The sequence below is a fragment of the Dactylosporangium thailandense genome (assembly GCF_059739745.1).
This window is the reverse complement of sequence record NZ_AP029195.1, coordinates 3,583,978-3,609,869: the sequence shown is the minus strand read 5'-3', so window position 1 is coordinate 3,609,869 and position 25,892 is coordinate 3,583,978. Positions and strand designations below refer to the sequence as shown.

22 protein-coding genes are annotated in these 25,892 nt (G+C 71.5%); 13 read left to right on the top strand and 9 right to left on the bottom strand.

What is annotated here, in order from left to right; genetic code table 11:
- The first annotated feature begins 53 nt into the window (after window positions 1-53).
- A complete protein-coding gene (locus tag AC6JBM_RS16210) occupies window positions 54-500 on the top strand; it encodes a MarR family winged helix-turn-helix transcriptional regulator (RefSeq protein ID WP_497984421.1) in 447 nt (148 codons plus the stop codon).
- A gap of 189 nt (window positions 501-689) precedes the next feature.
- Here AC6JBM_RS16210 and AC6JBM_RS16205 read toward each other — a convergent pair whose 3' ends face one another.
- Window positions 690-1,220 carry a YflT domain-containing protein gene (locus AC6JBM_RS16205; RefSeq protein ID WP_497984420.1) on the bottom strand — a complete coding sequence of 177 codons (531 nt, stop codon included), beginning with the start codon at window positions 1,218-1,220 and terminating at the stop codon, window positions 690-692.
- A gap of 252 nt (window positions 1,221-1,472) precedes the next feature.
- Between AC6JBM_RS16205 and AC6JBM_RS16200 the strand changes: the two genes are divergently transcribed.
- The 4 genes from AC6JBM_RS16200 (at window position 1,473) to AC6JBM_RS16185 (ending at window position 5,194) form a co-directional block, all read left to right on the top strand.
- Complete coding sequence (locus AC6JBM_RS16200) at window positions 1,473-1,715, top strand: PspC domain-containing protein (RefSeq protein ID WP_497984419.1); 243 nt, start codon at window positions 1,473-1,475, stop codon at window positions 1,713-1,715.
- A 329-nt stretch (window positions 1,716-2,044) separates the two neighbouring features.
- Window positions 2,045-2,731 carry an alpha/beta hydrolase gene (locus AC6JBM_RS16195; protein ID WP_497984418.1) on the top strand — a complete coding sequence of 229 codons (687 nt, stop codon included), beginning with the start codon at window positions 2,045-2,047 and terminating at the stop codon, window positions 2,729-2,731.
- 490 nt (window positions 2,732-3,221) lie between these two features.
- Window positions 3,222-4,694, top strand: a complete 1,473-nt coding sequence (locus AC6JBM_RS16190) for an ATP-grasp domain-containing protein (protein ID WP_497984417.1) — start codon at window positions 3,222-3,224, stop codon at window positions 4,692-4,694.
- 239 nt (window positions 4,695-4,933) lie between these two features.
- Complete coding sequence (locus AC6JBM_RS16185) at window positions 4,934-5,194, top strand: hypothetical protein (protein WP_433072914.1); 261 nt, start codon at window positions 4,934-4,936, stop codon at window positions 5,192-5,194.
- Window positions 5,195-5,247: 53 nt separating this feature from the next.
- Here AC6JBM_RS16185 and AC6JBM_RS16180 read toward each other — a convergent pair whose 3' ends face one another.
- The 3 genes from AC6JBM_RS16180 to AC6JBM_RS16170 all read right to left on the bottom strand — a co-directional run bounded on the left by AC6JBM_RS16180 (window position 5,248) and on the right by AC6JBM_RS16170 (window position 7,795).
- The gene (locus tag AC6JBM_RS16180; RefSeq protein WP_497984416.1) at window positions 5,248-5,883 is read right to left on the bottom strand and encodes a nucleotidyl transferase AbiEii/AbiGii toxin family protein; all 636 of its coding nucleotides are present in this window, start codon (window positions 5,881-5,883) and stop codon (window positions 5,248-5,250) included.
- Between the two features lie 463 nt (window positions 5,884-6,346).
- Window positions 6,347-6,685, bottom strand: a complete 339-nt coding sequence (locus AC6JBM_RS16175) for a hypothetical protein (protein WP_350618051.1) — start codon at window positions 6,683-6,685, stop codon at window positions 6,347-6,349.
- 36 nt (window positions 6,686-6,721) lie between these two features.
- Window positions 6,722-7,795, bottom strand: a complete 1,074-nt coding sequence (locus AC6JBM_RS16170) for an AI-2E family transporter (RefSeq protein WP_497986471.1) — start codon at window positions 7,793-7,795, stop codon at window positions 6,722-6,724.
- A gap of 159 nt (window positions 7,796-7,954) precedes the next feature.
- Here AC6JBM_RS16170 and AC6JBM_RS16165 point away from each other — a divergent pair, with 159 nt between their 5' ends.
- The 3 genes from AC6JBM_RS16165 (at window position 7,955) to AC6JBM_RS16155 (ending at window position 10,589) form a co-directional block, all read left to right on the top strand.
- Window positions 7,955-8,680 (top strand): lysophospholipid acyltransferase family protein, encoded by a 726-nt coding sequence (locus AC6JBM_RS16165; RefSeq protein WP_497984415.1) that lies wholly within the window; start codon window positions 7,955-7,957, stop codon window positions 8,678-8,680.
- Window positions 8,677-9,615 carry an acyl-ACP desaturase gene (locus tag AC6JBM_RS16160; protein WP_497984414.1) on the top strand — a complete coding sequence of 313 codons (939 nt, stop codon included), beginning with the start codon at window positions 8,677-8,679 and terminating at the stop codon, window positions 9,613-9,615. Before AC6JBM_RS16165 ends, AC6JBM_RS16160 begins: the two co-directional genes overlap by 4 nt.
- 614 nt (window positions 9,616-10,229) lie before the next feature.
- Window positions 10,230-10,589 (top strand): histone-like nucleoid-structuring protein Lsr2, encoded by a 360-nt coding sequence (locus tag AC6JBM_RS16155; RefSeq protein ID WP_497984413.1) that lies wholly within the window; start codon window positions 10,230-10,232, stop codon window positions 10,587-10,589.
- 586 nt (window positions 10,590-11,175) lie between these two features.
- Here the strand turns inward: AC6JBM_RS16155 and AC6JBM_RS16150 are convergent.
- Complete coding sequence (locus tag AC6JBM_RS16150; protein WP_497984412.1) at window positions 11,176-13,311, bottom strand: fibronectin type III domain-containing protein; 2,136 nt, start codon at window positions 13,309-13,311, stop codon at window positions 11,176-11,178.
- Window positions 13,312-13,858: 547 nt separating this feature from the next.
- On the opposite strand from AC6JBM_RS16150, the gene AC6JBM_RS16145 reads away from it, so the two are divergent.
- From AC6JBM_RS16145 to AC6JBM_RS16125, 5 genes are all read left to right on the top strand, one after another.
- Window positions 13,859-14,512 (top strand): hypothetical protein, encoded by a 654-nt coding sequence (locus AC6JBM_RS16145; RefSeq protein WP_497984411.1) that lies wholly within the window; start codon window positions 13,859-13,861, stop codon window positions 14,510-14,512.
- Between the two features lie 108 nt (window positions 14,513-14,620).
- On the top strand, window positions 14,621-15,064 hold the full coding sequence (locus tag AC6JBM_RS16140; RefSeq protein WP_497984410.1) for a hypothetical protein: 444 nt from the start codon (window positions 14,621-14,623) through the stop codon (window positions 15,062-15,064).
- 469 nt (window positions 15,065-15,533) lie between these two features.
- Window positions 15,534-18,272 carry a putative bifunctional diguanylate cyclase/phosphodiesterase gene (locus tag AC6JBM_RS16135; protein WP_497984409.1) on the top strand — a complete coding sequence of 913 codons (2,739 nt, stop codon included), beginning with the start codon at window positions 15,534-15,536 and terminating at the stop codon, window positions 18,270-18,272.
- 510 nt (window positions 18,273-18,782) lie between these two features.
- Window positions 18,783-20,159 (top strand): type III PLP-dependent enzyme, encoded by a 1,377-nt coding sequence (locus AC6JBM_RS16130; RefSeq protein ID WP_497984408.1) that lies wholly within the window; start codon window positions 18,783-18,785, stop codon window positions 20,157-20,159.
- Window positions 20,159-21,409 (top strand): MFS transporter, encoded by a 1,251-nt coding sequence (locus AC6JBM_RS16125; protein WP_497984407.1) that lies wholly within the window; start codon window positions 20,159-20,161, stop codon window positions 21,407-21,409. Before AC6JBM_RS16130 ends, AC6JBM_RS16125 begins: the two co-directional genes overlap by 1 nt.
- A gap of 11 nt (window positions 21,410-21,420) precedes the next feature.
- Here AC6JBM_RS16125 and AC6JBM_RS16120 read toward each other — a convergent pair whose 3' ends face one another.
- The 4 genes from AC6JBM_RS16120 to AC6JBM_RS16105 form a co-directional block, all read right to left on the bottom strand.
- A complete protein-coding gene (locus AC6JBM_RS16120; RefSeq protein ID WP_497984406.1) occupies window positions 21,421-22,608 on the bottom strand; it encodes an ROK family protein in 1,188 nt (395 codons plus the stop codon).
- Window positions 22,609-22,669: 61 nt separating this feature from the next.
- The gene (locus AC6JBM_RS16115) at window positions 22,670-23,929 is read right to left on the bottom strand and encodes a sugar ABC transporter permease (RefSeq protein WP_497984405.1); all 1,260 of its coding nucleotides are present in this window, start codon (window positions 23,927-23,929) and stop codon (window positions 22,670-22,672) included.
- On the bottom strand, window positions 23,926-24,699 hold the full coding sequence (locus AC6JBM_RS16110) for an ATP-binding cassette domain-containing protein (protein WP_350618074.1): 774 nt from the start codon (window positions 24,697-24,699) through the stop codon (window positions 23,926-23,928). The genes AC6JBM_RS16115 and AC6JBM_RS16110 overlap by 4 nt, the downstream gene beginning before the upstream one ends.
- A gap of 41 nt (window positions 24,700-24,740) precedes the next feature.
- Complete coding sequence (locus tag AC6JBM_RS16105; protein ID WP_497984404.1) at window positions 24,741-25,829, bottom strand: sugar ABC transporter substrate-binding protein; 1,089 nt, start codon at window positions 25,827-25,829, stop codon at window positions 24,741-24,743.
- Window positions 25,830-25,892 lie beyond the last annotated feature (63 nt).

Sequence of the window (25,892 nt, the reverse complement as noted above, 5' to 3'; positions counted from 1 at the left end):
CGATCGATAGCGTGCTAGCGAAATGTAGCCCGCAAACTCGTTAGCATGCAACCGTGTCTGACGTGATCCGCTTGCTGACCCGCGCCCAGAAGCTGCTGCGCGCGGCGGCCGACGAGGCGATGAGCGAGCACGGCGTACGGATCGGCCAGAACCTCGTCCTCGAGGTGCTGTGGACCGCCGACGGACTGTCACCGGGCGAACTGGCCACCCGCCTGGGCGTGACCACCCCGACAATCGTGAACACCGCGACACGCATGGTGAACGACGGCCTGATCGAGCGCCGCCCCGACCCCACCGACCGTCGCCTGGTCCGCCTGTACCTGACGGACAAGGCCCGCGCCGCCCAGACTCCCATCGCCGAGGTGCGCCGGCGCCTGGCCGACCACGCGCTGGCCACGCTGACCGAGGAGGAGCGCAGGGTCATGGAGGTGGCCCTGCAGAAGATCATCGACCGGATGCAGTCCCCGCCGCTGCCCAGACCCGGCGGGCACAGTGGGTAGCCGAGGCGCCGCTTGTTGGAGCCCACGGCCCGTAAGTGCGGACCCCATCTCGGCTGATGACAGACAGTGTGCCGGTCTGCGAGTCCCGCCTTTCCGGCCTCCAGGGGCACTGGCGGGTAGGTGACCGCCGTCGAGGACTTCGCTCCACAGCTGCGCGCCGGTTCGACGCGCAGCCTCGTGGATACGGGGTCAGTTCGCGGCGCGCCAGTTCTGCCGGGTGATGAGCACGCGAGCTTCGTCGGCGAACTCGGCCTCGACCGTCACCGCGTACTGCCCGGCCTGCAGAGAACTACGCGACGTGAAGTCCCGCCTCCCGCCGGTGAGCGCATGGGCGATGGCACCGAACACGCCACCCCACAGCGCCCCGACCAGGATCGTCGTGAGCAGGACGCCAACCCAGCTCGAATTGCTGAACAGCGTGAACAGGATGCCGACGAAGAGCCCGAACCAGGCCCCACTGGCGACGCCGGCCAGCGCGGCACGACCGACGGTGAGCCTGCCGAGCACGTTCTCGACGAGGCGCAGATCGGTCCCGATGATCGCGGTCCGCTCGACCGGGAACCCGTTGTCAGACAGGTAGTCGACGGCCTGCTGCGCACCGGCATAGTCCGCGTACCGGGCGACGGTCACGGTGCTGCGCTCGAGTTCGACGAGCTCGCCGATGTTCGGATCGGGCTCGGGGGCGGGAGCGGGAGGCTCTTCCAACGGAGGGGTCGTCATGCGGGTCAGGGTAGAGATGTCCGGGACGTCCCGCCCGGTACGCAACAACGAATTGCGTACCCCGTCATCCGCCCGGCATCGATCCTTCCCCTCCGTCAACACGCGCTCACCGGGCGTGCCCGTCGGGGCACGTCCTGCCACTCGCTGATGTCGACCCGCATCCGACCGTGGCATCGTCGGGGTGAGGACTCAGGGGTACCTCCGGGCGTCACCCGAGGTCGTCGGGGCACTTCGCCGGGCAACCTTGCAGACATGACCGACATCAAGCGGCTTCGCCGATCGCGATCCGACCGGACCGTCGCCGGTGTGCTGGGCGGCATCGCCGAGTACCTGGGCACCGACCCGACGATGGTTCGCGCCGTGTTCCTCTTGTCCATCCTGCTGACCGGCGGCGTAGCCGTCCTGGCGTACCCGATCCTGTGGCTCGTCATGCCCGAGGCCCCGCCGTCCCCCGTGAGCCCAGCACCGAACGATCACCTGCCGTTCGGCGCGTGACTTGCCCGTGTTCTCGGCGTCGAACGATCACCGGCTCTGCGGCGCACCGCGCTGGTCATCTGCACCTCGACCGCATGACTTGCCCGTGTCCTCGGCGTCGAACGATCACCGGCTCTGCGGCGCACCGCGCTGGTCATCTGCACCTCAACCGCATGACTTGCCCGTGAGCTCGGCGCCGTGCGTCCGCCCGCCTTGCGGTGCGTAAGTTGCCCTCGAGCCGTGCGCAAAATGATCACTTGCCCTGCCGTTGCCGTGCCCTGCCGTGCCGTGCGGTGCGTGACTTGTCCGTGAGTCCTGCGCCGAACGATCACCTGTCCTATGGTGCGTGAGTGGCCCGTGACCCGCGCGTGACGATCCAGTCGCGGATCGTGGCGCCATCAGCGCGTCCGGTGAGTGGCATGGTGCTACTGGCACACGACGGCCCGGAGTTCGAGCGAGTCGCCGCCCTCACCACCCGGTTCCCCCACGAACACGTCGTGCTGCTGTCACCGGGCAGTCGCAACGAGTGGTACTCGGCGAATCCCGCCTACGCCGCCGCCCTCGCCCACGATGTGTTACCGAGTTTGCCGCCCGGCCCCGTCGTCGCTCTCGGCGCGAGCCTGGGCGCGCTGGCCCTGCTGCACACCGAGACGCGCTATCCGGGCAGCTTCGCCGGGCTGTTCCTGCAGTCCGGGAGCTACTTCACCGCCGAGCTCGACCCGCAGGAGTCGGGTTTTCCCTGGTACCGCCGCATCCTCGCCTTCGTCCAGCGCGCCCGCCCCGTCGGATGCCGCGTCGTCTTGACCTGCGGACGGGACGAGGAGAACCTGCTTAACAACCGGGCGATGGCGACCCGCCTCGGTGTGCCACTGCTCGAAGTGCCGGGCGGTCACTCGATGACCACCTGGCGTGACGCGCTCGATCCCCACCTGCACCGCCTCTTGCAGGAGGTCAACGATGACCACTCCGGAACCCACCGTGACCATCTCGGCATCGCCACGCCCGGCGGACGCGGCCCAGCCACCGGCAGCGGCTGACCGACCGGCGTCGCCAATGTCGGCAGCTACCCCGCTCGCGCCGTCGTTACGGGCGGCGCAGGCCGGCCCGGTAGTGGCTGACCCACCGGCGTCGCCAATGTCGGCGGCTGCCCCGCTCGCGCCATCGTTGCGAGCGGTGCCGACCGGCCCGGTAGGGGCTGACCTGTTGGTGGCCTTGTTGCCAGCGACACCAACCAGCCCGGCACCGGCTGAGCCACCAGCGGCATCGTTGCGATCGGAGGCGGCCGACCCGCTGCCGCCCGGGCAGTACGCGGTGACGGTCGAGACGGAGCTCGCCGACGAAGCTTGCGTGCTCATCGGCGGGCGGCGGGACCTCACGTCGCGTAGTTCCCTGCCGGCACTCTCGGCGGCAGTCAAAGCCGCATCGTCACCAACGACCGATGACCTGACCAACCCTCCGCTACGGCGCCAGCCGGCGGCGGTGGATGCATCCGTGTCGCCGCAGCTCGACGCCACGCTCTCTCCGTCGGTGACTTCCGCGCTCGATGGCATGCCGGCCGGGGCCGAGGCGGCGGCGAGTGCAGACGTAGCGACCCCGGCCGAGGGCGAGGCGCGGGGCGCCGTAGCGCCCAGGGCCGAGGGTGAGCCGCGGGCCGGCGTAGCGCCCACGGCCGACGGTAAGGCGCGGGCCGGCGTGTGGTCGGGTGGCGGCGTTCCGCGACAACGCGGGGTCGATGCGCTGGCGGTGGGGGAGAGCGGCGGGGCGGGAGTGCGGGAGCACCTCGTCGGGCTGCTGCTCGGGACCGAGCAGGACTGGCCGAGGGCGTACGAGACGCTTGCGGGGCGACTCGGGACGATCACGGCCGGTGACGGGAGCCGGCATCGGCTGCGGACCGAGCGGGTGACCATCGAACCGTTCAGTCTTCGTGACCGTCCGGCGCATCAGCTGGTCATCGACCGGCTCGCGTACTGGTACTACCACCCGCGCGAGTGGCTCAAGAAGATCGCGCTCATGGACGACGTGTACCTGCTCAACAGCCCGTTCACGTTTCAGTCCATGGAGAAGCACGCCGCCTACTGCGCCATGATGCGGCTTGGGCTGCATGTGCCCGAGACGGTGCTCGTGCCCTACAAGAACCCGGTCGACCATGCGAAGTGGGCGTACACCGCCGAGCGCTACAACCGCCCGTTCGACCTCGACGCGGTGGCGGAGCGGCTCGGGTACCCGCTGTTCATGAAGCCGTACGACGGCGGCGCCTGGGTCGGGGTGTCCCGCGTCGCCGACAGCGAACAGTTGCATGCCGCCTACGACCAGTCGGGCGAGCGGCTCATGCACCTGCAGCAGTCGGTCGAGAACTACGACGTGTTCACACGGTCGCTGTCCGTCGGCCCCGAGACGATGGTCATGAAGTTCCGGCCTTCGCTGCCGATGCACGAGCGGTACGAGGTCGCGCACGGGTTCCTCACCGACGAGGTGGGAGACGAGGTCGTGACGATCTCGCGGCTCGTGAACGCGTTCTTCCGCTGGGAGTTCAACTCCTGTGAGTGCCTGGTACGCGACGGTGTGGTGTATCCGATCGACTACGCCAACGCCTGCCCGGACGTAGCGCTGACAAGCCTGCACTACTACTTTCCGTGGGCGATGACGGCGCTGCTGCGCTGGTCCGCGTTCTGCGTGGTGACCGGCCGGCACGCGCGCCTGGACATGGACTCGGCGCGCTACTTCGAGATCGGCGACAACACGCCGGACTACCGAGAGAAGCTGCGCGGCTACCGGGCGCTGGCCGACGAGTACTTCGACGTCGACCGCTACCGCGAGTTCTGCGACACCGCCCTGCGGCACGTCCCCGAGCTCGTTGCGGAGTGGGTCGCCTCCGCGGAGTTCGACGACCTGCTGGTGAGCACCGTCCGCGCGACCTATCCGGGGCACGAGCACGAGCGCTTCATCGCTCACTTCCGCGGCCTCGTTGGACAGTGGCAGCGCGAGAACGGGCGGAATTGACGGTCCGCATGTGACTGGCTACCCAATGCGGGGTCAGGGCGTTTCGCTGCGTGCTTCCGTGGGCCCATCGGCCATCGGTCAGTGGCTCTGTCGTCAGAGTGCGTGACACGGTTCACGAGGTTCCTTCGCCCGAACCGGTGACGCTGCGGTCGTGCGCGTCACAATCCGTAGTTCGCGCTGGTGGGCGTGCGTAGCGTCGGTGGTGTCAATCGTTCCAATCGCTGTGAAGGAAGTCCTGCATGGGGCCGTACGAGCACCCCGCCTGGTGCGCCAGGGGACACCGCTGCAACCTCGGTGAGCACCGGGCCCATCCGGTCGTGATGCAGGTTGACGGGGTCGGCAAGGTGCTGATTACCCGGGTGCTGGGGAGCAACGGGCGGGAGCGGATGGAGGTGACGGGGTCTGCGTACCTCACCACCACTGGGCAGGCTGCAACCCGTCAGGTCGATCGGACGCTGCGCGGTTTCGCGCACGTGATGGCCACGGCCGCTGCGCGTTGAACGCTCGGTGAGGTGATCAACGCACTTCAAGGTCCGGCGTGGCTGTGTGCCGGTCAGCGGGGCCAGTCGCGCAGCCGATGGCGCAGTGCGGCGATGCGCTGCTCGTCCAGACCGTAGAAGGCGAACCGCCCGTCGTCGAGGCGGTCCAGGTAGTGGCCCGCGGCCACCACGTCGTCGAATTCCAGGGCCGGGTCCTGGCGGCGGGCCAATTCGAGCAGCGTGCCGACCGAGTATCGCTCCATCGCCGCGGCGACGTCGATGTAGTCGCGCACCTCGCGGCGGTTGATCAGCGCCGCGACCTTCGTGGCGATGAGGTCGTCCAGGTGCATCACGGGGCCGACGTCCATCATCACGGGGCTGTGCTGGCGGTCGAGGCGGGAGAGCGTCAGCCGTACCGTCTGCGTTCCGTCACCCACCGTGAACTCTCGCTGGTCGAAGCCGGCGAACAGTTCGAGCAGGTCGTCGGCTTCCTCTTCGTGGACGGTGTACCCGGCCTCGCGCAGGGCCGCGCAGACCGCGTCGGCGGCCGCCCCTGCCGCGCCGTCGGTGTCGGTGAAGAGGTCGACGTCCTCGGTCGGGCGTTCGACCAGGCCGTTCATCAGCCAGGCGAAGCCGCCGCCCAGGACGAAGCCGTGCCGCTCGGCTACGGCCAGGGCGACCCGGGCCACGTCGGTATAGAAGGGGATCACGTGGCGTCACCCGATGCGGACAGTGCCGGTCGAGCCGCCTGCGGATACCGATTGTGATGGCTAGGGCGCGGAGCGTACGCGACCGCGAGGCACCCGCTTCCCGCGTCGCGGACCTGCTGCCCGGTTGCCGCGCAGGGGGCGGTGCGGGAGGGCGACGACGGGGCGGCGGGTCGAGGGCGGAGCCGGGACGGCGAGGCCGTCGGTCGCGCCTCCGCGACGCGGTCAGGGGCGGGCGGGCGATCCTCCGCGCGTTGCGGGACGGTTGTCCGGCGCGCGCTCGCGGTGAGGTCACCAGTTGCGCGTAGCGGTGCGGTCACCGGGCGCGTAGGGGCGGTTGTCGTCGGGCGCGCGCTCACGGTGAGGTCACCAGCTGCGCGGTCACTGGGCGAGCACAATTGGGTGGCGAGGGCGGTCGTCGGGCGCGGGCTCGCGGGGAGGTCGCCGGCTGTGCGCCGCAGTGTGGTCACCGGGTGCGCAGGGCCGGGTGGCGGGCCTCCCACGCGCGGCGCACGCCCTGGGGCAGGTTCAGCTCCGGCCAGACCCGCACCAGGATCTTCTTGTTGAGGAAGCGGCGCAGCTCGTCGTGGCGGATCGCCTCGCGCAGGACGTTCTCGTACATCCACAGCAGCAGGTCGTGGTTGTCGAGGTCGAACGCGCGCTGCGGGTTCCACATCAGCCGCTGCGGCAGCTCGACGATGCCGCGCACGGGTCCGCGCAGCTCGTCGAGGGTGCGGGCGACGAGCGCAGGGCGGTGCGGGCGGGCCAGATAGGCCAGGGGTCCGCGGGCCGGCTCGTCGTGCATGGCCGAAGTGTACCTGTATTCCGCTTTCTCAGAACATCACCGCGCGTTCTGCCGCGGAATGACGACCTCGCGGAAGATGAGCTGAATCGCGGCGACCACGGGAATGGCGATGAGCGCGCCGACCACGCCCATGAGGGCCACGCCGACGAGGACCGAAATGATGGCGGCGAGGTCGGAGACCTTCACGGCGCGGCGCATCACCGTGGGATAGATGAGGTAATTCTCGACCTGCTGGTAGACGACGAAGAAGATGACGCACGCGATGCCGGCCTGCAGCGAGGTCGCGAACCCGACAATGGAGACCACGACCGCGCCGAGCGTCGCGCCGATCTGCGGGATGAGGTCGGTGATGGCGACGAGGACGGCGAGGGCGTACGGATAGGCGATCCCGAGAATGAGCAGGAACACGAACGACGAGATCCCCGCGACCACCGCGATCGCCAGCGCGCCGCCCAGGTAGGCGCCCACCTTGGCCAGGATCTCGTCGCCGAGCAGCCGCACGCGATCGCGGCGGGTCGCGGGGACGAGCTTGTAGCCGCCCTCCTTCAGGCGGTCGAAGGCGGCCATGAAGTACAGCGTGAGAATGATGACCGTCAAGATGTTGAAGACGGCCGAGAACGCGACCTGGACCCCGCCCCAGACCCCGCCCAGCGCCTTCGTGACGTTTCCGGCGGTGGCGACGCTCTTGAGCTGATCGAGCAGCTGGTAGTCGTCGTTGAGCTTGTTCAGCTGGTCGTTGCGCTGCAGATTGTCGATGTAGTGCGGCAGGTTCTCGACGAGGTCGTTGCTCTGCTGCACCAGCGGCGGAATGAGCGCCACGATGCCGCCGCACAGCACCAGCATCGCGCCGATGCCGACCGCGGCGACCGCGAGCCCGCGGGGGACGCCCCACTTCACCAGCCGTACGACTGCGGGGTTCAAACCGATGGCCAGGAACATCGCGATGAAGATGAGGATGAGGATCGAGCGGACGTTCTGAACCGCGAGATAGGCGCTGTACGCCAGCAGCAGGCCCAGCCCCGCGGTGAACCCGATGATCAGCGGCGAGCGGCGCATCGGCGGCCCTGGCTTGCCGAAGCGCGACGACTCTTCGACGATCACGACCTCCACCTCGACGTCGGGCGCGTCCTTCTTCGCGCTGTCGTCGGTTCGCTCTGCGGGCGCGGCGGGCTCCAGCACCTCGTCCTGCACTGTGAACTCCCTGGGAAGTCAGATGGTCTTGAGGCAGGGTACCGGGTGTGCGCACAGAATGACCGCTAGCGTTAGTGCATGGCTGATGTGGTGTACCCCCCGGTGATCGGGTTCGCCCGGACGATGTTCCGCGCGCTCAACATGAAGATCACGATCGAGGGCGAGGAGCACGTGCCCGCGACCGGGGGCGCCGTGATCGCCTGCAACCACATCTCGTACCTCGACTTCATCTTCTGCGGCCTGGGCGCCCGCAAGTCCAAGCGCCTGGTGCGGTTCATGGCCAAGGACTCGATCTTCCGGCACCCCATCGGTGGCCCGCTCATGCGCGGCATGCACCACATCCCGGTCGACCGCGACGCCGGCATGGCCTCCTACAAGGCGGCCCTCACCGCGCTCAAGTCCGGCGAGGTCGTCGGCGTGTTCCCCGAGGCGACGATCAGCCAGTCGTTCATGATCAAGGACCTGAAGAGCGGCGCCGCCCGGCTCGCCGCGTCCACCGGCACCCCGCTCGTGCCGATGGTGCTCTGGGGCACCCAGCGCTTCTGGACCAAGGGGCAGCCCCGTACCCTCACGAAGCGTGGCGTCGCGATCAGCATCATCATGGGTGAGCCCCTTCGCCCCGAACGGCGCGACAATCAAGACTCCGTGACCGCTGAACTACGGTCGCGGATGACGTCGATGCTGGATAAGGCGCAGCGGTCGTACCCGCAGCAGCCCGACGGCCCCGATGACACCTGGTGGCTCCCCGCGCATCTGGGCGGGACCGCACCCCTTCCTGCCGTCTACGAATCGGAGGCCCAGTGAGCCCGGCCGAACCCACCGACCTGCTCGTGCTGCTGCGCGAGCTCGAACCCGTCGTCGAGGCGAACCTCAACCGCCACCTGGCCACGGCCAAGGAGTGGTTCCCGCATGAGTACGTGCCGTGGAGCGAGGGCAGCAACTTCGACGGTGTGCTCGGCGGAGAGGCGTGGGAACCGGGCCAGTCGAAGCTGTCCGAGGTCGCCCGGATCTCCCTCGTCGTCAACCTGCTCACCGAGGACAACCTGCCCAGCTACCACCACGAGATCGCCACGGTGTTCGGCCGTGACGGAGCGTGGGGGACCTGGGTGCACCGCTGGACCGCCGAGGAGGGCCGGCACGGCATCGCGATCCGTGACTATCTGCTTGCTACGCGTGCGGTCGACCCGATCGCGCTGGAGCGGGCGCGGATGGCGCACATGGAGGGCGGCTTCCACAACTCGTACGAGGGGCTGATCGAGTCCGTCGCCTACGTGTCGTTCCAGGAGCTCGCGACCCGCGTGTCACACCGCAACACCGGCACCGTCTCCGGCGACCCGGTGTGCGAGCAGCTCCTCGCGCGCGTCGCCGCCGACGAGAACCTGCACATGATCTTCTACCGCAACCTGCTCCAGGCGGCGTTCGACCTCGCGCCCAACACCACGATGCGGGCGCTGACCAAGGTGGCGACCTCGTTCCAGATGCCCGGCCACACGATCGAGAACTTCGGGCGCAAGTCCGTGCAGATCGCCAAGGCCGGCATCTACGACCTCCGGCTGCACCACGACGACGTGCTCACGCCGGTCCTGCGGCAGGTGCGCGCGTTCGACCGGGACCTCTCCGGGGACGGTGCCGCGGCGCGGGACGAGCTCGCGACGTTCATGAATGACCTGGACACGCAGGCTGCGCGGTTCGTCGAGCGGCGCGAGGCCCAGCGGGCGCGGGCGGCCGCCGCCGTCTGATCGATTCGTCGCCGGGCTCGCCCGCCGCGCTTGGGTGCGGCGGGCGAGCCTTTTTGCGTACGGCCGTCCTTCGGCCCTGTTGATACTGCCCGCGATGGCCGCTTCTTGCCGCGGCGTGTGCTCTCCCGTGCGTGGCTTGGCCGCTGTCTCCTGATGCTGCTTTGCCGGCGAGATGGGATCGACGCACTTGTGTCGCGCCCGTCGCCGCACGGCGCCGGGGCGCCGGGGGAGTCCGGCCTGTCGAAGCGGTTGCGGCCAGCCGGCTGGTGTTCTTGTGTCAGGGCCGTTGCTCTGCCGGCTATCACGCTGCGTGGGCCGCCGCGCCCGCTCTCCCGTGGTGGTGTTGTCACTTTCGGTTGCCGTTCCCGGAGGGGTCCGTCGATGTGGGGACCGTCACGTTGCGTCGATCGAAATGATGCTCGCCGTGCTCGCGCGGCTCGTCAGGCGGGGTGCGGGCATCGAGGGCGCCGGTTGCCTTCCGTGAGCGTTGCAGTAGGCTGCGACGACCGTTCCGTGCCTCTCACTGCCCGTCTGACCGATTTCACCGGCTCTGGCGGTGCGGTGCGGGCTGCGGAATTTCACTCCCCGTATTCTTCTCGGAGGGCAGCAACGCCATGGCCAGACGCGTGATACATGAGCTGATCGACGACCTCGACGGCGGCCTCGCCGACGAGAGCCTCAGCTTCGGCCTCGACGGCGTGCAGTACACCATCGATCTGTCGGCGAAGAACGCCGCCGATCTGCGCGACGTCCTCGCGCCCTTTGTCACGGCCGCGACGAAGCTCGGCCGTGCGCCGGCGGCTCCCGTGCCGGTGCGCGGGCGCGGCGGCCGGCCGGTTCTGTCGGCCCGCGCGGAGCGGGAGCAGAACCGGGCGATCCGCGAGTGGGCGCAGAGCAAAGGGCTCGAGGTCTCCGATCGCGGCCGGATCCGCGCCGACATCGTCGAGCGGTTCCACGCCGAAGCGGGAAGCTGAACAGGGGGCGCCCAGCACGGGCGCCCCCTCTGTCCGTTCACCTCGTAGTCGGACCTCGCGTGCGCGCCCGCTCATGTCGCCGTCGTGTCCGCCCGTTCCCGCCGCCGTCGTACCTCGCATGCCCGCCCTTCGCGCCGCCGTCGCGGTCGTGCCCGCCCGTCTACGTCGCCGTCGCGGTCGTGCCCGCCCATCTACGTCGCCGTCACCGTCGTGTCGGCGCGTTCACGCCGCCGTCCTGCGGCACGTGCCCGCCCGTTCACGCCCAGTGCTCGTCGGCGCGTCCTCTCGCGACCCGGAGCATGGCCACCGAGCGCCACTGCCCCGCCACGCAGGGCACACCTCCCGCGCGGCCCCCGGTCGCCCAGTGCTGCGCAAGGGCGCTGCGGTCGCGTGGAGCTGTTTGCGGCCGCAGCGCCCGAAACGACGTGCGCGGTGTGGTCCCGTCCGGCTCGTCCCGCCCGCGTCTGGCTTACGGGCACCCGTTCCGCCCCAGTGCGGCTTGCGCGGTCCTGCTCGTCGCGCCACCGTGCGGCTTGCGCAGTTCTACCCGTCGTCCTGTTCGCACGGTTATCCCGTCTCGTTCGGCTTATGCGGTCCGATCCGTGCCGCCCGCCGGGGCGTCGACCACGAACCGCAGCCGCGACAGGGTCACGAACGCGAGGCCCGCCAGCAGCAGGCACAGGCCGAACATCGCGATGCTGGCAATCGGATCGCCCGTCACGGCGAGGCTTCCGGTGGTGTCGCTCGCGCTCGCGTAACCGTCCGTCGTCCCGCCGTGACCGGCCGGCTCGGCGGGGTGGGCCGGCACGCCGCCCGCGTGCTCGGTGATGTCCACACCCAGCGTGAGGTACCGCGGGGTGCCCGTGCTGTCCACGCCCGAGGCGACCAGCGTGTGCGAACCCGTGTACCCGGCCGGAACCGTCACCGAGACGCTGAACGCGCCGCTGCCGTCGGTCGTCGTCGTGGCCAGCGTCTGCGGCGCCGAGTAGATGACCACCGTGATCGTCGTGTGCGGCGCGTACCCGGTGCCGCTGAGCGTGATCGACTCGCCCGGGGCCACGTCGGTGCCGCTGGAGCTGTCCACGTGCCCGGCGCTCGGCGGCACGTCGGCCGGCAGCGTCAGGGCCGCCGGGGTCGCGGCCGTCGCCGGCGCCCACTGGGAGTCGCGGCCGTACTGGCCGAGGGCCTGGACGGTGACGCTGTACTCGGTGCCGGCCGTCAGCCCGGTGATGAGGCAGCCGGTCGCGGTCGCCGCGGCGTCGCAGGTCTTCGTGTCACCGTGCGCAGTGGCCGTCGCCCGGAACTTCGCGACACCCGAACCCGGGTCGCCCGCCGTCCAGCCCACCCAGATCGACTCCGCCTTCGCCGTCGCGGTCACATTGCCCGGGACGTCCGGGGCCTTGCTGGGGGTCCCCGCCGTGGCCGACGCCCAGTCCGAGGTGCCGGAGTTGCCGCTGCCGACCGCCGCGACCTGCGCCGTGTACGGCGTGCCGTTGGCCAGGCCCGTGATCGTGCACTGATGCTGGGTGGCGTCGACCGGCCCGCACGTGAGCGTGTGGTCCTCGGCCGTCCACACCGTGTAACCGTCGATGCCCGAGCCCTGGTTCACCGGCGCCGTCCACTGCACCAGCAGCGAGCCGTCACCCGGCGTCACCGTCACGCCCGTCGGCGCGTCCGGCGGCCCGGCCACCACGATCGCCGGGGAGGCCGCCGACCAGGCGGAGTCGCCGCTGGAGCTGATGCCCTTGGCCTGGACGCGGAAGGTGTACCCGGTGCCGCCCGGCGTCAGGTTGCCGATGTCGCAGTAGGTGCTGCCGCCGTCGTGGGTATCGCAGGTCACGCCCGCGTCCTCGACCGCCACCGCCACGTACTTCGAGATGCCGGCCCGCGTCTGCGCCGGGGCCGTCCAGCTGACCCGCAGCGTGTTCGCCCCGTTCTGGACGGCCATCACGTTCGTCGGCGCGTCGGGAGCGCCCGGCGTGACCGGGTCCGAGGACGCGCTCGGGTCCGAGTCGCCGCTCTGGTCCGATCCGACCGCCGTCACCTTGAAGCTGTAGGCCGTGTCGGCGCTGAGCGTGTCGACCAGGCAGTGCAGCGTGCTCGAGTTGGTGGTGCTGCAGCCCTTCGACGCGTCCTGGTCCGACACCACTACGTAGTGGTCGATCGCGCTGCTCGCCGAGGACGACGCCGTCCACGACACGACCAGTGACGTCGGCGATGCGCCCATGGCGTGGACCCCGGTCGGTGCCGCGGGCGGCCCGACGGTGACCGTGTTGCCCGAGGTGACCTCGCTGGACGGCTCGCTCGCGTCCGCCGAGCCGTACGCGAGGACACCCGCCGTGTACGAGCCGCCCGACAGGATGCCGTTGACGATGTCGCAGGTCGTCACGCCCGGATCGTTGCTGGTGCAGTTGCCGACGGCGTTGCCGTTCGAGTCGTACGCGGTCGCCAGGTAGTGATTGACGTTCTCGCCCGAGTGGGTCCACGTGACCCGGATGCCGGACCCGAGCGGCTCCACGTGCACGCCGGAGGGTGGCGCGGGGATGGCCTCGATCCGGCCTCCGAAGCCGGGCGCGGAGACGCCGGGCACGTACACGCCGGTGCCCGGCGCGGCCGGCGCGGCGCCGCCGTCGGCGGCCCCGGGCTGGTCACCGGTCGCGAGCCGGTCGCTGTCGCGGCCTGCACCGCCGCCGCGCCCGAGCGCGTCGAGGGTCTCGCTCACCGCGCCGTCACCGCCGGTTGCCGCGAGCAAGCCCGCGATGACGCTGGGTATCGCCCGGAGCGCGTCGCCATCCCGCCCGGCACCGCGCTTGTCGGTGCCGAGTGCGTCACTGTTCGTGTCGGCGTACGGTCGTCCGTTCGCGGCGGCCTGCGCCTGCGTCTGTGCCCACGCGCGCGCCTGAGCCTGAGCACGGGCCTGCGCCTGCGCCGCGGCGGCCGCCTGGTCGCCCCGGCTGCCGGCCCACCCGTTCGCGCCGCCGGCCCCGGAAGTCCCGGCAGCGCCGTTGACGCCTCCAGCGGCGCCGGTCCCGAGAGTTCCATTGACGCCGGCGGCCGCACTGGTCCCATTCGCACCGAGAGCACCATTCGCCGCGCCGGAGCCGTTGACGCCGACCGCCGTGCCAGTCCCATTGGTGCCGCGAGCGCCGCTCGTCCCGGTGGTGCCAGTGGCGCCGTTGGCCCCCGAAGCGCCGGTAGATCCGTTGGGTACGTAGTCCGCGTACGCACCGTTACCCGCACCAAAAGCGCCCGCGCTGCCGGTGGGGTGGTTGCTGTTCGGCGCTGACGTGCCGGAGGCGCCGTTCGCGTTCGATCCCACACCGGCCGGATTCGCGCCGTTACTCGTTGTGTGGGTGCCATTGCCGACCGTGGTGCCGCCGGCGGACGAACCACCGGCTGTCGCGCCGTTACCGGCCGTGGTCGCATCCGCACCACCGTTCCTTGCGGTGCTGCTGCCCGAGCTGGCGTTGCCGGACGCGGTGCCGGCGGCCCCGGCGTTGCCGGACGCAGTGCCGGCAGCCCCGGCGTTGCGTGAGGTGGTGCCGGCGGCCCCGCCATTGCCGGACCCGGTGCCAGTCACCCCCGCATTGCCCGTCCCCGCAGTGCCGGAAGCGGCGTTGCCCGAGGTGGCGTTGCCGGTGCGCGCGTTACCCGAGGTCAAGTCGCCCTGCCGGCCCCAGCCACCGTTCGTGTCCTTGTCGCCCTGCTGTCCCCAGCCGTCCGACTTGCTGTCCGTGGTGGCGTTTGCGCACTCGGTGCTCGTCCGGGCCGTTCGGCCTGCGGCGTTCTGGTCCTTGCGCTGCGTGTCGTCGATCTTGCAGCGGGTGGCGTCGCTCGAGGCGGTGCGTGCGGACGAGGTGCGCTTCCCGGCGGCGGAGCCGCCCTCGCTCGAGGCGGTGGAACGGGCGTCGTCGGCGACGTAGTCGGGCCGCTCGACTGGGGCGCCGCTGGAGCCGGATGCGCCGCTGGAGCCGGATGCGCCGCTGGAGCCGGATGCGCCGCTCGAGCCGGACGCGCCGGACGAACGGGCCGTGGCCGAGGAGTCGGCCGCGCCCGAAGAGGACGTGCCGGTTGCCCGGCGCGTTCCGGCGGGCTTGCCGGTCGAGGACTTGGCGGTGGTCGAGGGCTTACCCGCTGTCGATGTACCGCGGTGGGCGGCGGAGCCGGGGGAGTTGGCGCCGTGGGTCGCCGAGGCGTCACCCGCTGTGCCGGAGCCGGTCGCGTTGAGGCCGTTTCCGTTGGCCATTGCCGCGAACGCAGGACCCGCCGTGCTGCCGAACACGACGACGCCGGCCGTCAATGCGGCTAGGCCCGCCTTCATCGACCGGCGTGTGACCCGCGGCCGGCGTTTGGGCCTCGGCTTCAACCTGGACTGCGCAGCCATCCCGTACTCCGTTTCAGAGCGACCGCGCCCAAAACCGAACGCGACCAACGAACGCGAACACGTCTCGCAATCTAGCCATCACGTACAGTGAAGATCCTTGGAATGCTGATTCCGCGCCCGGAGAACCAGTTGTGCGGGGAGGTGCGTGACCGGCCGACGGTGGCCGAAAGCCCCGAACCGGGTCAGGAGGTCGGCAATGGGGCGGCAGGACGGGGGCCCTCGAGCGGACCGAGCGGACCGAGCGGACCGCGGAGAGCGAGCAGACCGCGGAGCGCGAGCGGACCGAGCGGGCTGCGAAGAGCGAGCGGGCCGCGAAGAGCGAGAAGAGTGCGAAGAGCGAGAAGAGCGCGAAGAGCGAGAAGAGCGCGAGCAGCGAGTACGGAGAAGAGCGAGAGGGAGACACAAAGGGCAGGCCGGCGACGGGCGGTGCGCGTCCGAAGCGGGGGAGGGGTCGGGTGCGGGACGGTTGCCTGCCGGGTACGCCGCTCAGTTCGCCCAGCTCGGACCCGATCAGTGCGGCACGCGACGCGACGCAGGTGCACAGGATCGGGGGGCGCACGATGGCGAGCTGGCCGAACAGCCTGCTCCGGGCCGCCGCGCCCACGCGCGGGTACGCCTTGCTGTGCGGTACCGCGGCCGCAGTCACCGCCGTGTTGTTCGTCGTCTTCGTCACGGGGGCCGGCGGGAACCTCGTGGGGCAGAACGTCTCCAACATCGCGCTGTTCCTCGCCGCCCTGGCCGCGGGGGGTGCCTGCCTCGTGCGCGCCTGGCGGGAGGCCCGCGGGCACGGGAGCCGTCGCGTGCGGTGGGCCTGGGCGCTCACCGGGGCCGGGTCGGTGTCGTGGGGGGTCGGGCAGGCGTTCTGCATCTGGTACGAGACCGTCCTCGGCACGGACGTCCCGTTCCCGTCGCTCGCCGATGCCGGGTACTTCTGGATGATGCCGTTCACCGCGGCCGGCCTCCTGCTGCTCCCGGTGAGCCGCCAGAGCCTCGCCCAGCAGGTGCGCAGCATCCTCGACGGGCTCATGATCGCCGTGTCGCTGCTGCTCATCACCTGGGTGCTGATTCTGGGACCGCTGGTGCGGCAGGGGGCGGACAGCCGGCTCGGGCTGCTGGTCACGCTGTGGTACCCGGGCGGCGACGTCGTCGTGCTCACCATCGTGCTGTTCATGGTCGCGCGGCTGCGGCGGGGCGGGCGGCGGCCGTTGTCGCTGCCGCTGGTCGGGGCCGGGCTGGCCGCGTTCACCGTCTCGGACTCGGGGTACGCGTACCTGACGCTGCTGGACTCGTACGGCAGCGGCAACGTCCTCGACCTGGGCTGGTTCAGCGGCTTCGCCCTGATCTTCCTCGCGGCTCGGCGGCCCGAACCCGCGTACACCGAGCAGGACGAGCACGCGCTGACCCAGCCGCTCGGCGTGATGCTGCCGTACCTGGCCGTGGTCGGCGCCCTGCTCACGAGCACGTTCGAGGTGCTGCGCCACGGCGCGCACGACATGTTCGTGTCGTGGAGCCGTTCGGCGATCATCCTGCTCATCGTGGGCCGGCAGCTGCTCACGCTGCTCGAGAACCGCTCCCTGACCCGCGGGCTCGAGGCGCGCGTCGAGGAGCGCACCGCCGAGCTGCGCGCGAGCGAGCAGCGGTTCGAGGCGCTGGTGCAGCACAGCTCCGACGTCGTGACCGTCATCGACGCCGAGGGCGTGGTGACGTACCAGAGCGAGTCCATCAGCCGCGTGTTCGGCTACGACCCGTCGTACTTCTCCGGGATCACGCTGACCGAGCGCATGCTCTCGGAGGCGGCGCCGGTGCTGGTGGCCGCGATCGAGGCCATCTCCGGCACCGCCTACGCCACGCGGGTCGTCGAGGTGCCGATGCTGCACGCCGACGGTCACCGCTGCCTCGCCGAGGTGACCCTGACCAACCTGCTCGAGGACCCCAGCGTGCGCGGCATCGTGCTGAACTCGCGCGACATCAGCGAGCGCAAGGAGCTCGAGGACCAGCTCGTGCACGAGGCCTTCCACGACGGCCTGACGAAGCTCGCGAACCGGGCCCTGTTCAAGGACCGCCTCGAGGTCGCCCTGCGCCGCCGCGAGGACGTCGCCATCCTCTTCCTGGACCTCGACGGCTTCAAGGAGGTCAACGACAGCCTCGGCCACGCCGCCGGGGACGTGCTGCTCATGCAGGTCGCGATGCGCCTCGGCGAGGCGGTGCGCGACGGCGACACCGTGGCGCGTTTCGGCGGCGACGAGTTCGCCGTGCTCATCGACGCCGTGGCCGCGCCCGAGGACGCCGACGAGCTCGCGAACCGGATCATCGCCGCGCTCGACGAGCCCTTCGTCATCGAGAACCAGGAGATCCACGTCCAGGGCAGCATCGGCATCGCGCTGACCGGCCCGGACGCCCGCGACGCCGACCAGCTCATGCGCAACGCCGACCTCGCGATGTACCGTGCGAAGTCCGCGGGCTCGGGCCAGTTCGCGCGCTACGACCCGCAGATGCACACCGGCCTGGTCGAGCGCCTGCAGCTCGCCGCCGACCTGCGGCGCGCCCTGGAGAACGGCGACGAGCTCGAGCTGCACTACCAGCCCACGATCGAGCTGCGCACCGGCACCATCGTCGGCTTCGAGGCCCTCGTGCGCTGGCGGCACCCGCTGCGCGGCATGATCAGCCCGGCCGACTTCATCCCGCTCGCCGAGTCCACCGGCCTCATCCGCCCGCTCGGGCAGTGGGTCCTGGCCGAGGCGAGCCGCCAGGCGGTCGCGTGGGGCGCGGCCGACCCCGCGCGCGAGCTGACGATGGCCGTGAACGTCTCCGGCGTCCAGTTCGACCAGCCCGACCTGCCCGAGATCGTCGCGCAGGTCCTGGCCACGACGGGCCTGCCGGCCGAACGCCTGTGCCTGGAGATGACCGAGAGCGTGCTGATGACCGACACCGAGGAGAACCTCGCGGTCCTGCTGAGCCTCAAGGACATCGGCGTACGCCTGGCCATCGACGACTTCGGCACCGGCTACTCCTCCCTGGCCTACCTGCGCCGCTTCCCGGTCGACACGCTCAAGATCGACCGCTCGTTCGTCGAACGCCTCAGCGGCACCACCCCCGACGCGGCCCTGGCCCGCACGATCGTCCAGCTCGGCCAGAGCCTGGGCATGTCGACCGTGGCCGAGGGGATCGAGGAGTACGCGCAGTTCCTCGCGCTGCGCCGGATGGGCTGCGACCTGGCCCAGGGCTACTACTTCTCGCGCCCCCTGCCCGCCGCCGAGGCCGGCCTGCTCCTGAAGGACAAAGCGGCACTGGCCGCCTGAAAAAGCCACAAGCCCATGGCTCGGGCCGCGTCACCGGCGGACCGTCGCTCCCGCCAGGCACCGTTCGGCCGTGGCCGGCCTCTCTGTCAGGTCCGCGGTGCCAAGAACAGGCGCTCGACTCCAACCAGCACCGAACAGCGCGACCGGATATGTCGGGCGCTCCGCGCCACGACATATCCGACATTTCGGATATGCACGGATCGGCGAGAGGTGGCCCGAAGCGGCGGCCCGGAACGGCGAGCCGAGGTGCCGGATCGATGGCGAGGCGAGGGGCCGGGTCGAGGGCGGAGCCGGGGCGGCACATCGGCGGCGAGGCGGCGGGTCCGTGGCGAGGCGCAGCGGTGGGCCGAGGTCGGACGCCGAAGCGGCGGCTCGAGGCCGCCGCCCCCGCCCGCGCCGTCGGCGAGCCGAAGCGACCGTCCGGCAACCGGCGGCGAACCCCGAGCGCTCCGCCCGGCCCCGACCCTGGTTGCTGCACCCGACGACCGACCGCGTAAGGAGCCCGCTTCGATGACGGCCGCCCTCGCCGACCAGGCCCGCCTCGACCTGCCCGCGCACTGGCCCGCCGCGCTCGGCCCGCGGGCGCTCGCCGCGATCGACGCGCCGACCCCGCTGCTGGCCGTGGACCTGTCGACGGTCGCCGCCCGCTACACCGCGTTCACCGCGGCCATCCCGGGCGTGAGCACCTTCTACGCGATGAAGTGCAACTCCGCCGAGGACGTGCTGGGCACCCTGGCCGCGCTCGGCTCCAGCTTCGAGGTCGCCTCCGTCGGCGAGCTGCGCATGCTCCAGGAGATCGGCATCGACCCCGCCGAGGTGCTCTACAGCAACCCGATCAAGCCCCCGCACGCGATCGCCGAGGCCCGCCGCGCCGGGCTGTGGCGGTTCAGCTTCGACTCCGAGGGCGAGCTGCACAAGCTCGCCCAGCACGCGCCCGGCGCCGCCGTGTACATCCGGCTGCGCGTGGACGACTCGACCAGCCTCTTCCCGCTGTCGCGCAAGTTCGGCGCCGAGGCCCACGAGGCCCGCGCGCTCATGCTGCTGGCCCGGGAGCTGGGTCTGCGGCCGTACGGCATCACCTTCCACGTCGGCTCCCAGTGCGCCACCACGAGCGCGTGGCGCCAGGCGATCGCCGCCGCCGGGCGCCTCATGGCCGCCCTGGAACAGGACGGCGTCCACCTGGAGATGCTCGACCTCGGCGGCGGCTTCCCGTCCCGCTACGTCGAGCGCGTCCCGCCCCTGGACCAGATCGCCGGCACGATCAACGCGGCGCTCGAGGAGCTGCTGCCCTACCGCCCGGCCCTGCTGGCCGCCGAGCCCGGCCGGCACCTGGTCGCCGAGAGCGCCGTCATGGTCACCACGGTCCTGGGCCGCGAGGTGCGGGCGGGGGAGAACTGGCTGTACGTCGACGTCGGCGCCTACAACGGCATGATGGAGACCCAGCAGACCGTGCAGCAGTGGCGCTTCCCGCTGTGGACGTCGCGCGCCGACCACGCGCTGGTGGCGCACCTGCCCTTCACGGTGACCGGCCCGTCGTGCGACAGCTCCGACACCATGTTCTACGGCGTGAACCTCCCCTCGACGATCGAGGTCGGCGACCGCCTGTACATCGGCTCCGCGGGCGCCTACACGCTGAGCTACGCGAGCCACTTCAACGGCTTCGCCCCGCCCGAGCCCGTCTTCGTCGGCGGCCCGGCCGCGACGAACGAGCCGGTCCAGCGTGCCCCCGAGGCCCCGCCGGAGCCGGTCTTCGTCGGCGGCCCGGCCGCGACGAACGAGCCGGTCAAGCGCACCCCGCACCCGGCCCAGCACGCGCACCCGGGCCTCGCGCAGATCGGCCGCGCCCACACCGCCGCCGCGACCGAGGCCCCGGCGGGCCCGAACTGATGGCCGCGACCGATGCGGCCGCCCCGCACCGGTCGCGCCACCGCGCCGAGCTGACGGGCGGCCGGCGCCGCGCCGGGCGGCTGCGCGAGCTGCTCGTCTCCGGCGTGGTCGACTCGTTCGGCCTGTCGCTGGGCTGGACCCTGTTCAACCTCATCGCGACCGAGCGCGGCGGCCTCGCCATGGCCGCCGTGTTCAACTCGGCGATGCTGCTCGGCGTCGTGCTGTCGGCCCCGATCACCGGCTGGCTGGCCCGGCACCTGCACGGCCGCACGCTGCTGCTGCTCGCCGGCTGCACCGAGGCCGTCCTGCGCATCGGCCTGCTCGCCGCCCTGCTCAAGGGCGCGAACCCGGCGCTCGTCGCGGTGGGCGTGACGGTGATGCACGTGGCCGCGTTCGCGGGCTTCGCCGCGATGCGCGCCGAGGTCGCGGCCGTCGACGCGCGGCCCCGGGCGATGACCCGCTACGCCCTGTCGATCGCCGCGGTCGAGGCGGCCGGGGCGGGTGTCGCCGCGCTGCTGCCGATGCACCGGTGGTCGCTGGCCGCGGTCTTCGCGGTGTACGGCCTCAGTCTCCTGCCGACGATGCTCACCGCCCGCCGTGCGCGCACCGCCCGGCTGGTCCGCCCGCCGGCCCCGGCCGCCTACGCCACCCGGGTCGAGCGGCGCCGCGCCGAGACCGAGGCCCGCGGCGTGCGCATCCCGCTGCCGGTCCTCGCGGCCGGCGGCGGCGTCATGCTGCTGTCCGCAGGCCCGACCCTGCTCTCGGTGGCCCTGGCGACCGAGCTGCACGGCCAGCACGCGGTCGCGGGCGCCGCGGCCGCGTTCAGCGCGGGCTGCCTGCTGTCGTCGTGGGCCGTGGACCGCGTCGGCCGGCTGCGCCTGCCCGCGGCCGTGGTCTGGCCCCTGTGGGGCGTCGGGATGCTGATCGGCTGGCTGCTCGCCCCGGCCCACCTGACCGGCCTGTTCCTGGCCCAGTTCCTGTCCGGCCTGAGCATGACCGCGTTCGAGGGCGGGATGGACGCGCGCCTGGCCCAGGCCGCCCGCCCCGGCACGGTGACGACGGTCCTGGCCTGGAGCGCCTCGACACGGGCCCTGGGCAGCGCGATCGCGGTGCGGACCCTGCCGGCCCTGGTCGCGGCCCCGGCCGTGGGGACCGTCGCCGGCGCGGCGGCAGCGGTGCTGTCCCTGGTCTCCCTCGGCGCGCTGGCCCGCTCACGCGCCCGGGAGCGGGTCGCGGCGGCAAGGGGCTAGGCGGCGAGGGGCTAGGCGGAGTCGAGGGGGTCGGCGAAGAGGGGCTCGAAGGCCAGCTCGGCCGCGCCGATGAGGGCCGCGTCCTGGCCCAGCTGCGGCGTGCGCAGGCGGACGTGCTCCCGGCACGCCGGCAGGCCGTTGCGGTTCAGGCGCGAGCGCACCTGCGCGGCCGAGGCCAGGTACACCTCGCGCAGGGTGCCGCCGAAGATGACCATCTCCGGGTTGAAGATGTTCACCAGGTTCGCCACGCCGAAGCCCAGCCAGTCGCCGACCTGGCGCATGGCCGCCTGCGCGGTGTTGTCGCCGCGCGAGGCCGCGTCGACCACCGCCAGGATGCCCTCGCGCCCCGCCGTCGCGCTGCGCCCGGCCGCCGAGAGCAGGGCGTGCTCGCCGATCTCGGTCTCCCAGCAGCCGCGGGAGCCGCAGCTGCACGCCTTGCCGTTGGGGTTCACGACCATGTGGCCGACCTCGCCGCCGTAGCCGCCGTGGCCGGTCACCGGGCGCCCGGCCGCGATGATGCCGCCGCCGATGCCCGCGTCGCCGTAGAGGTACACGAGGTTGTCGCAGCCCGCCGCCGCGCCTCGGGTGTGCTCGGCCAGGGCGGCCAGGTCGGCGTTGTTGCGCACGGCGACCGCCCGGCCGTCGCCGACCAGGTCGCGCAGCGCCTCGCCGAGGGGCTGGTCGGCCCAGCCGAGCTGCGGGCCGAGCCGGACGAAACCGTCGTCGCGGCGCACCATGGCCGAGACCGCCGCGCCGCTGCCGATGAGCCGGGCGCCGGCCGGGGCGGTGTGCCGCATCTTGCGCACGAAGTCGGCGATGGGGGCGACGGCCGTGGCGGCGTCGTGCTCGCCGCGCGGGCGGGCGGCCTCGAAGCGGTCCAGGACGGAGCCGCCGAGGCCGACGCGGGCGGCGACGATGCGGTCGACCTCGACGGCGAAGGCGAAGACGTACACCTTCTCGGACTCCGGCCGCACCACGAGCGACGGGCGGCCGGCCCGGCCGCGCTGCTCCCGCGGTACCCCTTCACTGACGAGACCCGCGGCCGCGAGGTCCGCGGTCAGCGCGCCGATCGTGCTGCGGTTGAGGCCCAGGCTCGCCGTGAGGTCGGCGCGGGACATCGCGCCGTGGAGGTGCACGGAGCGCAGGAGCGCTCCGAGGTTGCTCCGCCGGATCTCCTCCTGGCTGGGGCCAACGCGCATGCTCGGCTTTCTTCGGTCGGGGTCGCGGTATGCAGACTAGTGGCCGATTGACGGCGCCCGGTCAGCGCAGTCCCGCCGCGGCCGCCCGCCGGCGGGTGACCGCGTCGATGCCGGCGGCGAGCAGCAGCACGACACCGGTGACGACGTACTTCGTGCCGGGGCTGAACTCCATGAGGCCCATCCCGTTCTCGATGACCGCCACGACCGCCCCGCCGAGCACCGCGTTGAGCACCCGGCCCTTGCCGCCGAAGAGGCTCGTGCCGCCGATGACCGCGGCGCCGACGGCGTAGAGCAGCACGTTGCTGCCGCCGGTGTTCGGGTTGACCGAGGCGTCCCGGGACGCGGCCACGATCCCGCCGACGGCGGCCATCGTCGAGCAGATCACGAACACGGCGATGCGGATCGCGTCGACGTGGATGCCGGCCCGCCGCGACGCCTCCCGGTTGCCGCCGACGGCGTACACGTGCCGGCCGAACGCGGTGCGGTTCAGCACGAACGTGCACAGCCACAGCAGCAGCCCCAGGAGCGCCACCACCATCGGCACGCCCCGCTGGGAGATGGCGTCGTTCTTCGAGCGCTCCAGGTTCAGCGTCCACACCGCGGCGCCGAGCAGGACGGCCACGGTCACCACCCGCAGCGCGATCACCGAGCGGGGGTCGGCGGCGAGCCCGTGACGGACGCGGCTGTACCGCCGCCAGAGGTGCAGCGCGAGCGTCCCGGCGATGGTGACGCCGTAGAGCACCCAGCCCTGCAGCGGCGTGAACCGCCCGTCGAAGTTGATCTTCTTGATCGTCGGGTCGTCGACGGCGACGATCGTGCCGCCCTTCATGAGCAGCAGCACGGCGCCCTGGAAGGCCAGGAACGCGGCCAGGGTCACCACGAACGACGGGATGCCCAGCTTGGCCACGAGCAGCCCGATCACCAGCCCGATCGCCGCGCCGGTCGCGATCGCGCCGAGCACCGCGACGTACCACGGCAGCCCGAAGTTCGTGAGCAGCACCGCGAGCACCGAGGCGCACACCCCGGAGGCGAACCCGGCGGACAGGTCGATCTCGCCCAGCAGGAGCACGAAGACGAGCCCCATCGCGATGACGGTGACCGCGGCGCCCTGGTGCAGCAGGTTCGCGAGGTTCCCGGCGGTCACGAACTCGGGCCGGGCCACCGAGAACGCCACGACGAGCGTCAGCAGCCCGAGGACCGCCGGCAGCGCCCCCATGTTCCCGCCCCGCACCCGCGCGAGGTAGTCGCGGGTGTAGGCGCCGAGCCCGGACGACGGGTGCTCGCCGGAGCGCTCCTGGGCGTCGAGCATCGACACGCTCATACCGTCGCTCCTTGCCCGCGCAGGCCCAGCTCGCCGCTGCGGCCGGTGGTGATGAGCTCGACGACCTGGGAGTGGGTGACGTCGGTGGCCCGGACCTGGGCCGCCATCTGCCCCAGGTAGAGCGCCGCGATCCGGTCGGCGACCGCGAACACGTCGTTCATGTTGTGCGAGATGAGCACGACCGCGAGGCCGTTGTCGGCCAGCCGGCGCACGAGCTCGAGGACCTGGGCGGTCTGCGCCACGCCGAGGGCCGCGTTGGGCTCGTCGAGGATGACGATCCGGTTGTTCCACAGCACGGCCTTGGCGATGGCGACCGTCTGCCGCTGCCCGCCGGAGAGGCTCGACACCGGCTGGCGGACCGACGCCACCGTGCGCACCGACAGGCTCGCGAGCGTCTCGGCGGCCCGCTGCTCCATGGTGATGTCGTCCAGCACGAGGCCGCGGCGGATCTCCCGGCCGAGGAACATGTTCTGCACGATGTCGAGGTTGTCGCACAGGGCCAGGTCCTGGTACACGATCTCGACCCCGAGCGCGGCGGCGTCACGGGGGCCGTGCACCGAGACCGGGCGGCCCTCGTACAGGTACTCCCCGGCGTCGATCGAGTAGATCCCGCCGACGCACTTGACCAGCGTCGACTTGCCGGCGCCGTTGTCGCCGACGAGGGCGGTGACCTGCCCGGCGTACACCTGGAAATCCACGTCACGCAGCACCTGGACGGGTCCGAAGCTCTTGCTGAGCCCCCGGATCTCCAGCAGGGGTGTTTCGGCCACAGTGCTCCCTAAAACGGTGCTCCCCAGGTGAGATCGGTACCTTACTTGATACCCGCTGCCGCGCATTTCGCGGCGAAGTCCGGCGTACACACGTCCGCCGCCGGCACATAGCCGTCGTCGATCACGTCCCGGACGTTGTCCCTGGTGATCGCCTTGGGATCGAGCAGGATCGCGTCGACGTCACGCTTGCCGACCCGGTCGTACACCTTCGTCGTGGTGACACCCGTCTCACCCTTGGCCAGCGCGATCGCCAGTTTCGCGGCCGCGGCCGCCTCCCGGCGCACGTCCTTGTAGACCGTCATGCACTGGTCGCCGTTGAGGATGTTCTGCAGCCCCTGCGCGGTGGCGTCCTGCCCGGTGACCGGGATGTGGCCGTTGAGGCCCTGCTTCTTGAGCACGTTGATGGCGGCGTTGGCCACGCCGTCGTTGGCCGCGATGACCCCGCCGATGTTCGGCTGGGCGGTCATCATCTGCTCGAACGTGGTCCCGGCGCGGGTGTTGTCCCACTCCTCGATCCACTGGTCGGGGCCCTTCACGTATTCGCCCGAGGCGAACTTCGGCGCGAGGACGGCGTCGTAGCCGTCCTTGAACAGCGTCGAGTTGTTGTCGGTCTGGGAGCCGTTGAGCTCAGCGATGACCGGCCGGGTGGCCTTGGCCTCCTCGAGGCAGCGGACGAGCCCCTGACCCTGCAGGGTGCCGACGGCGGTGTTGTCGAACGACACGTAGTACCGCGCCGACCCGCCCAGCGTCATCCGGTCGTAGTCGATCGTGGCCACGCCGGCGTTGCGGGCCTTGTCCAGCACGGCCTTGCCGGTGCCGGAGTCCAGGTTCACGATCATGAGCACGTCGACGCCCTGGGTCATCATCTGCTCGGCCAGGGTGGTGAAGGCGCTCTTGTCGTTCTGCGCGTTCTGGATCTCGTAGTCGACGCCGGCGGCCTTGAACGCGGCGGCCAGGTACTTGCGGTCGGCGGTCTCCCACCGAGCCGAGGACTTGCTGTCGGGCAGGATGACCCCGATGCGCGGCCTGTCGGCCTTCCCGCCGCTGCCGGACACGTTGGCGGTGCAGGCGGCCGTCCCGCTCACGGCCAGGGCGCCGGCGGCCAGCAGGGACAGGATCCCTCTGCGCATTGCTCGGGTCCTTTCGGCTGATTGGTGTGTCGGGCAACGTATGGCGTGCCGTTCACCGTGACC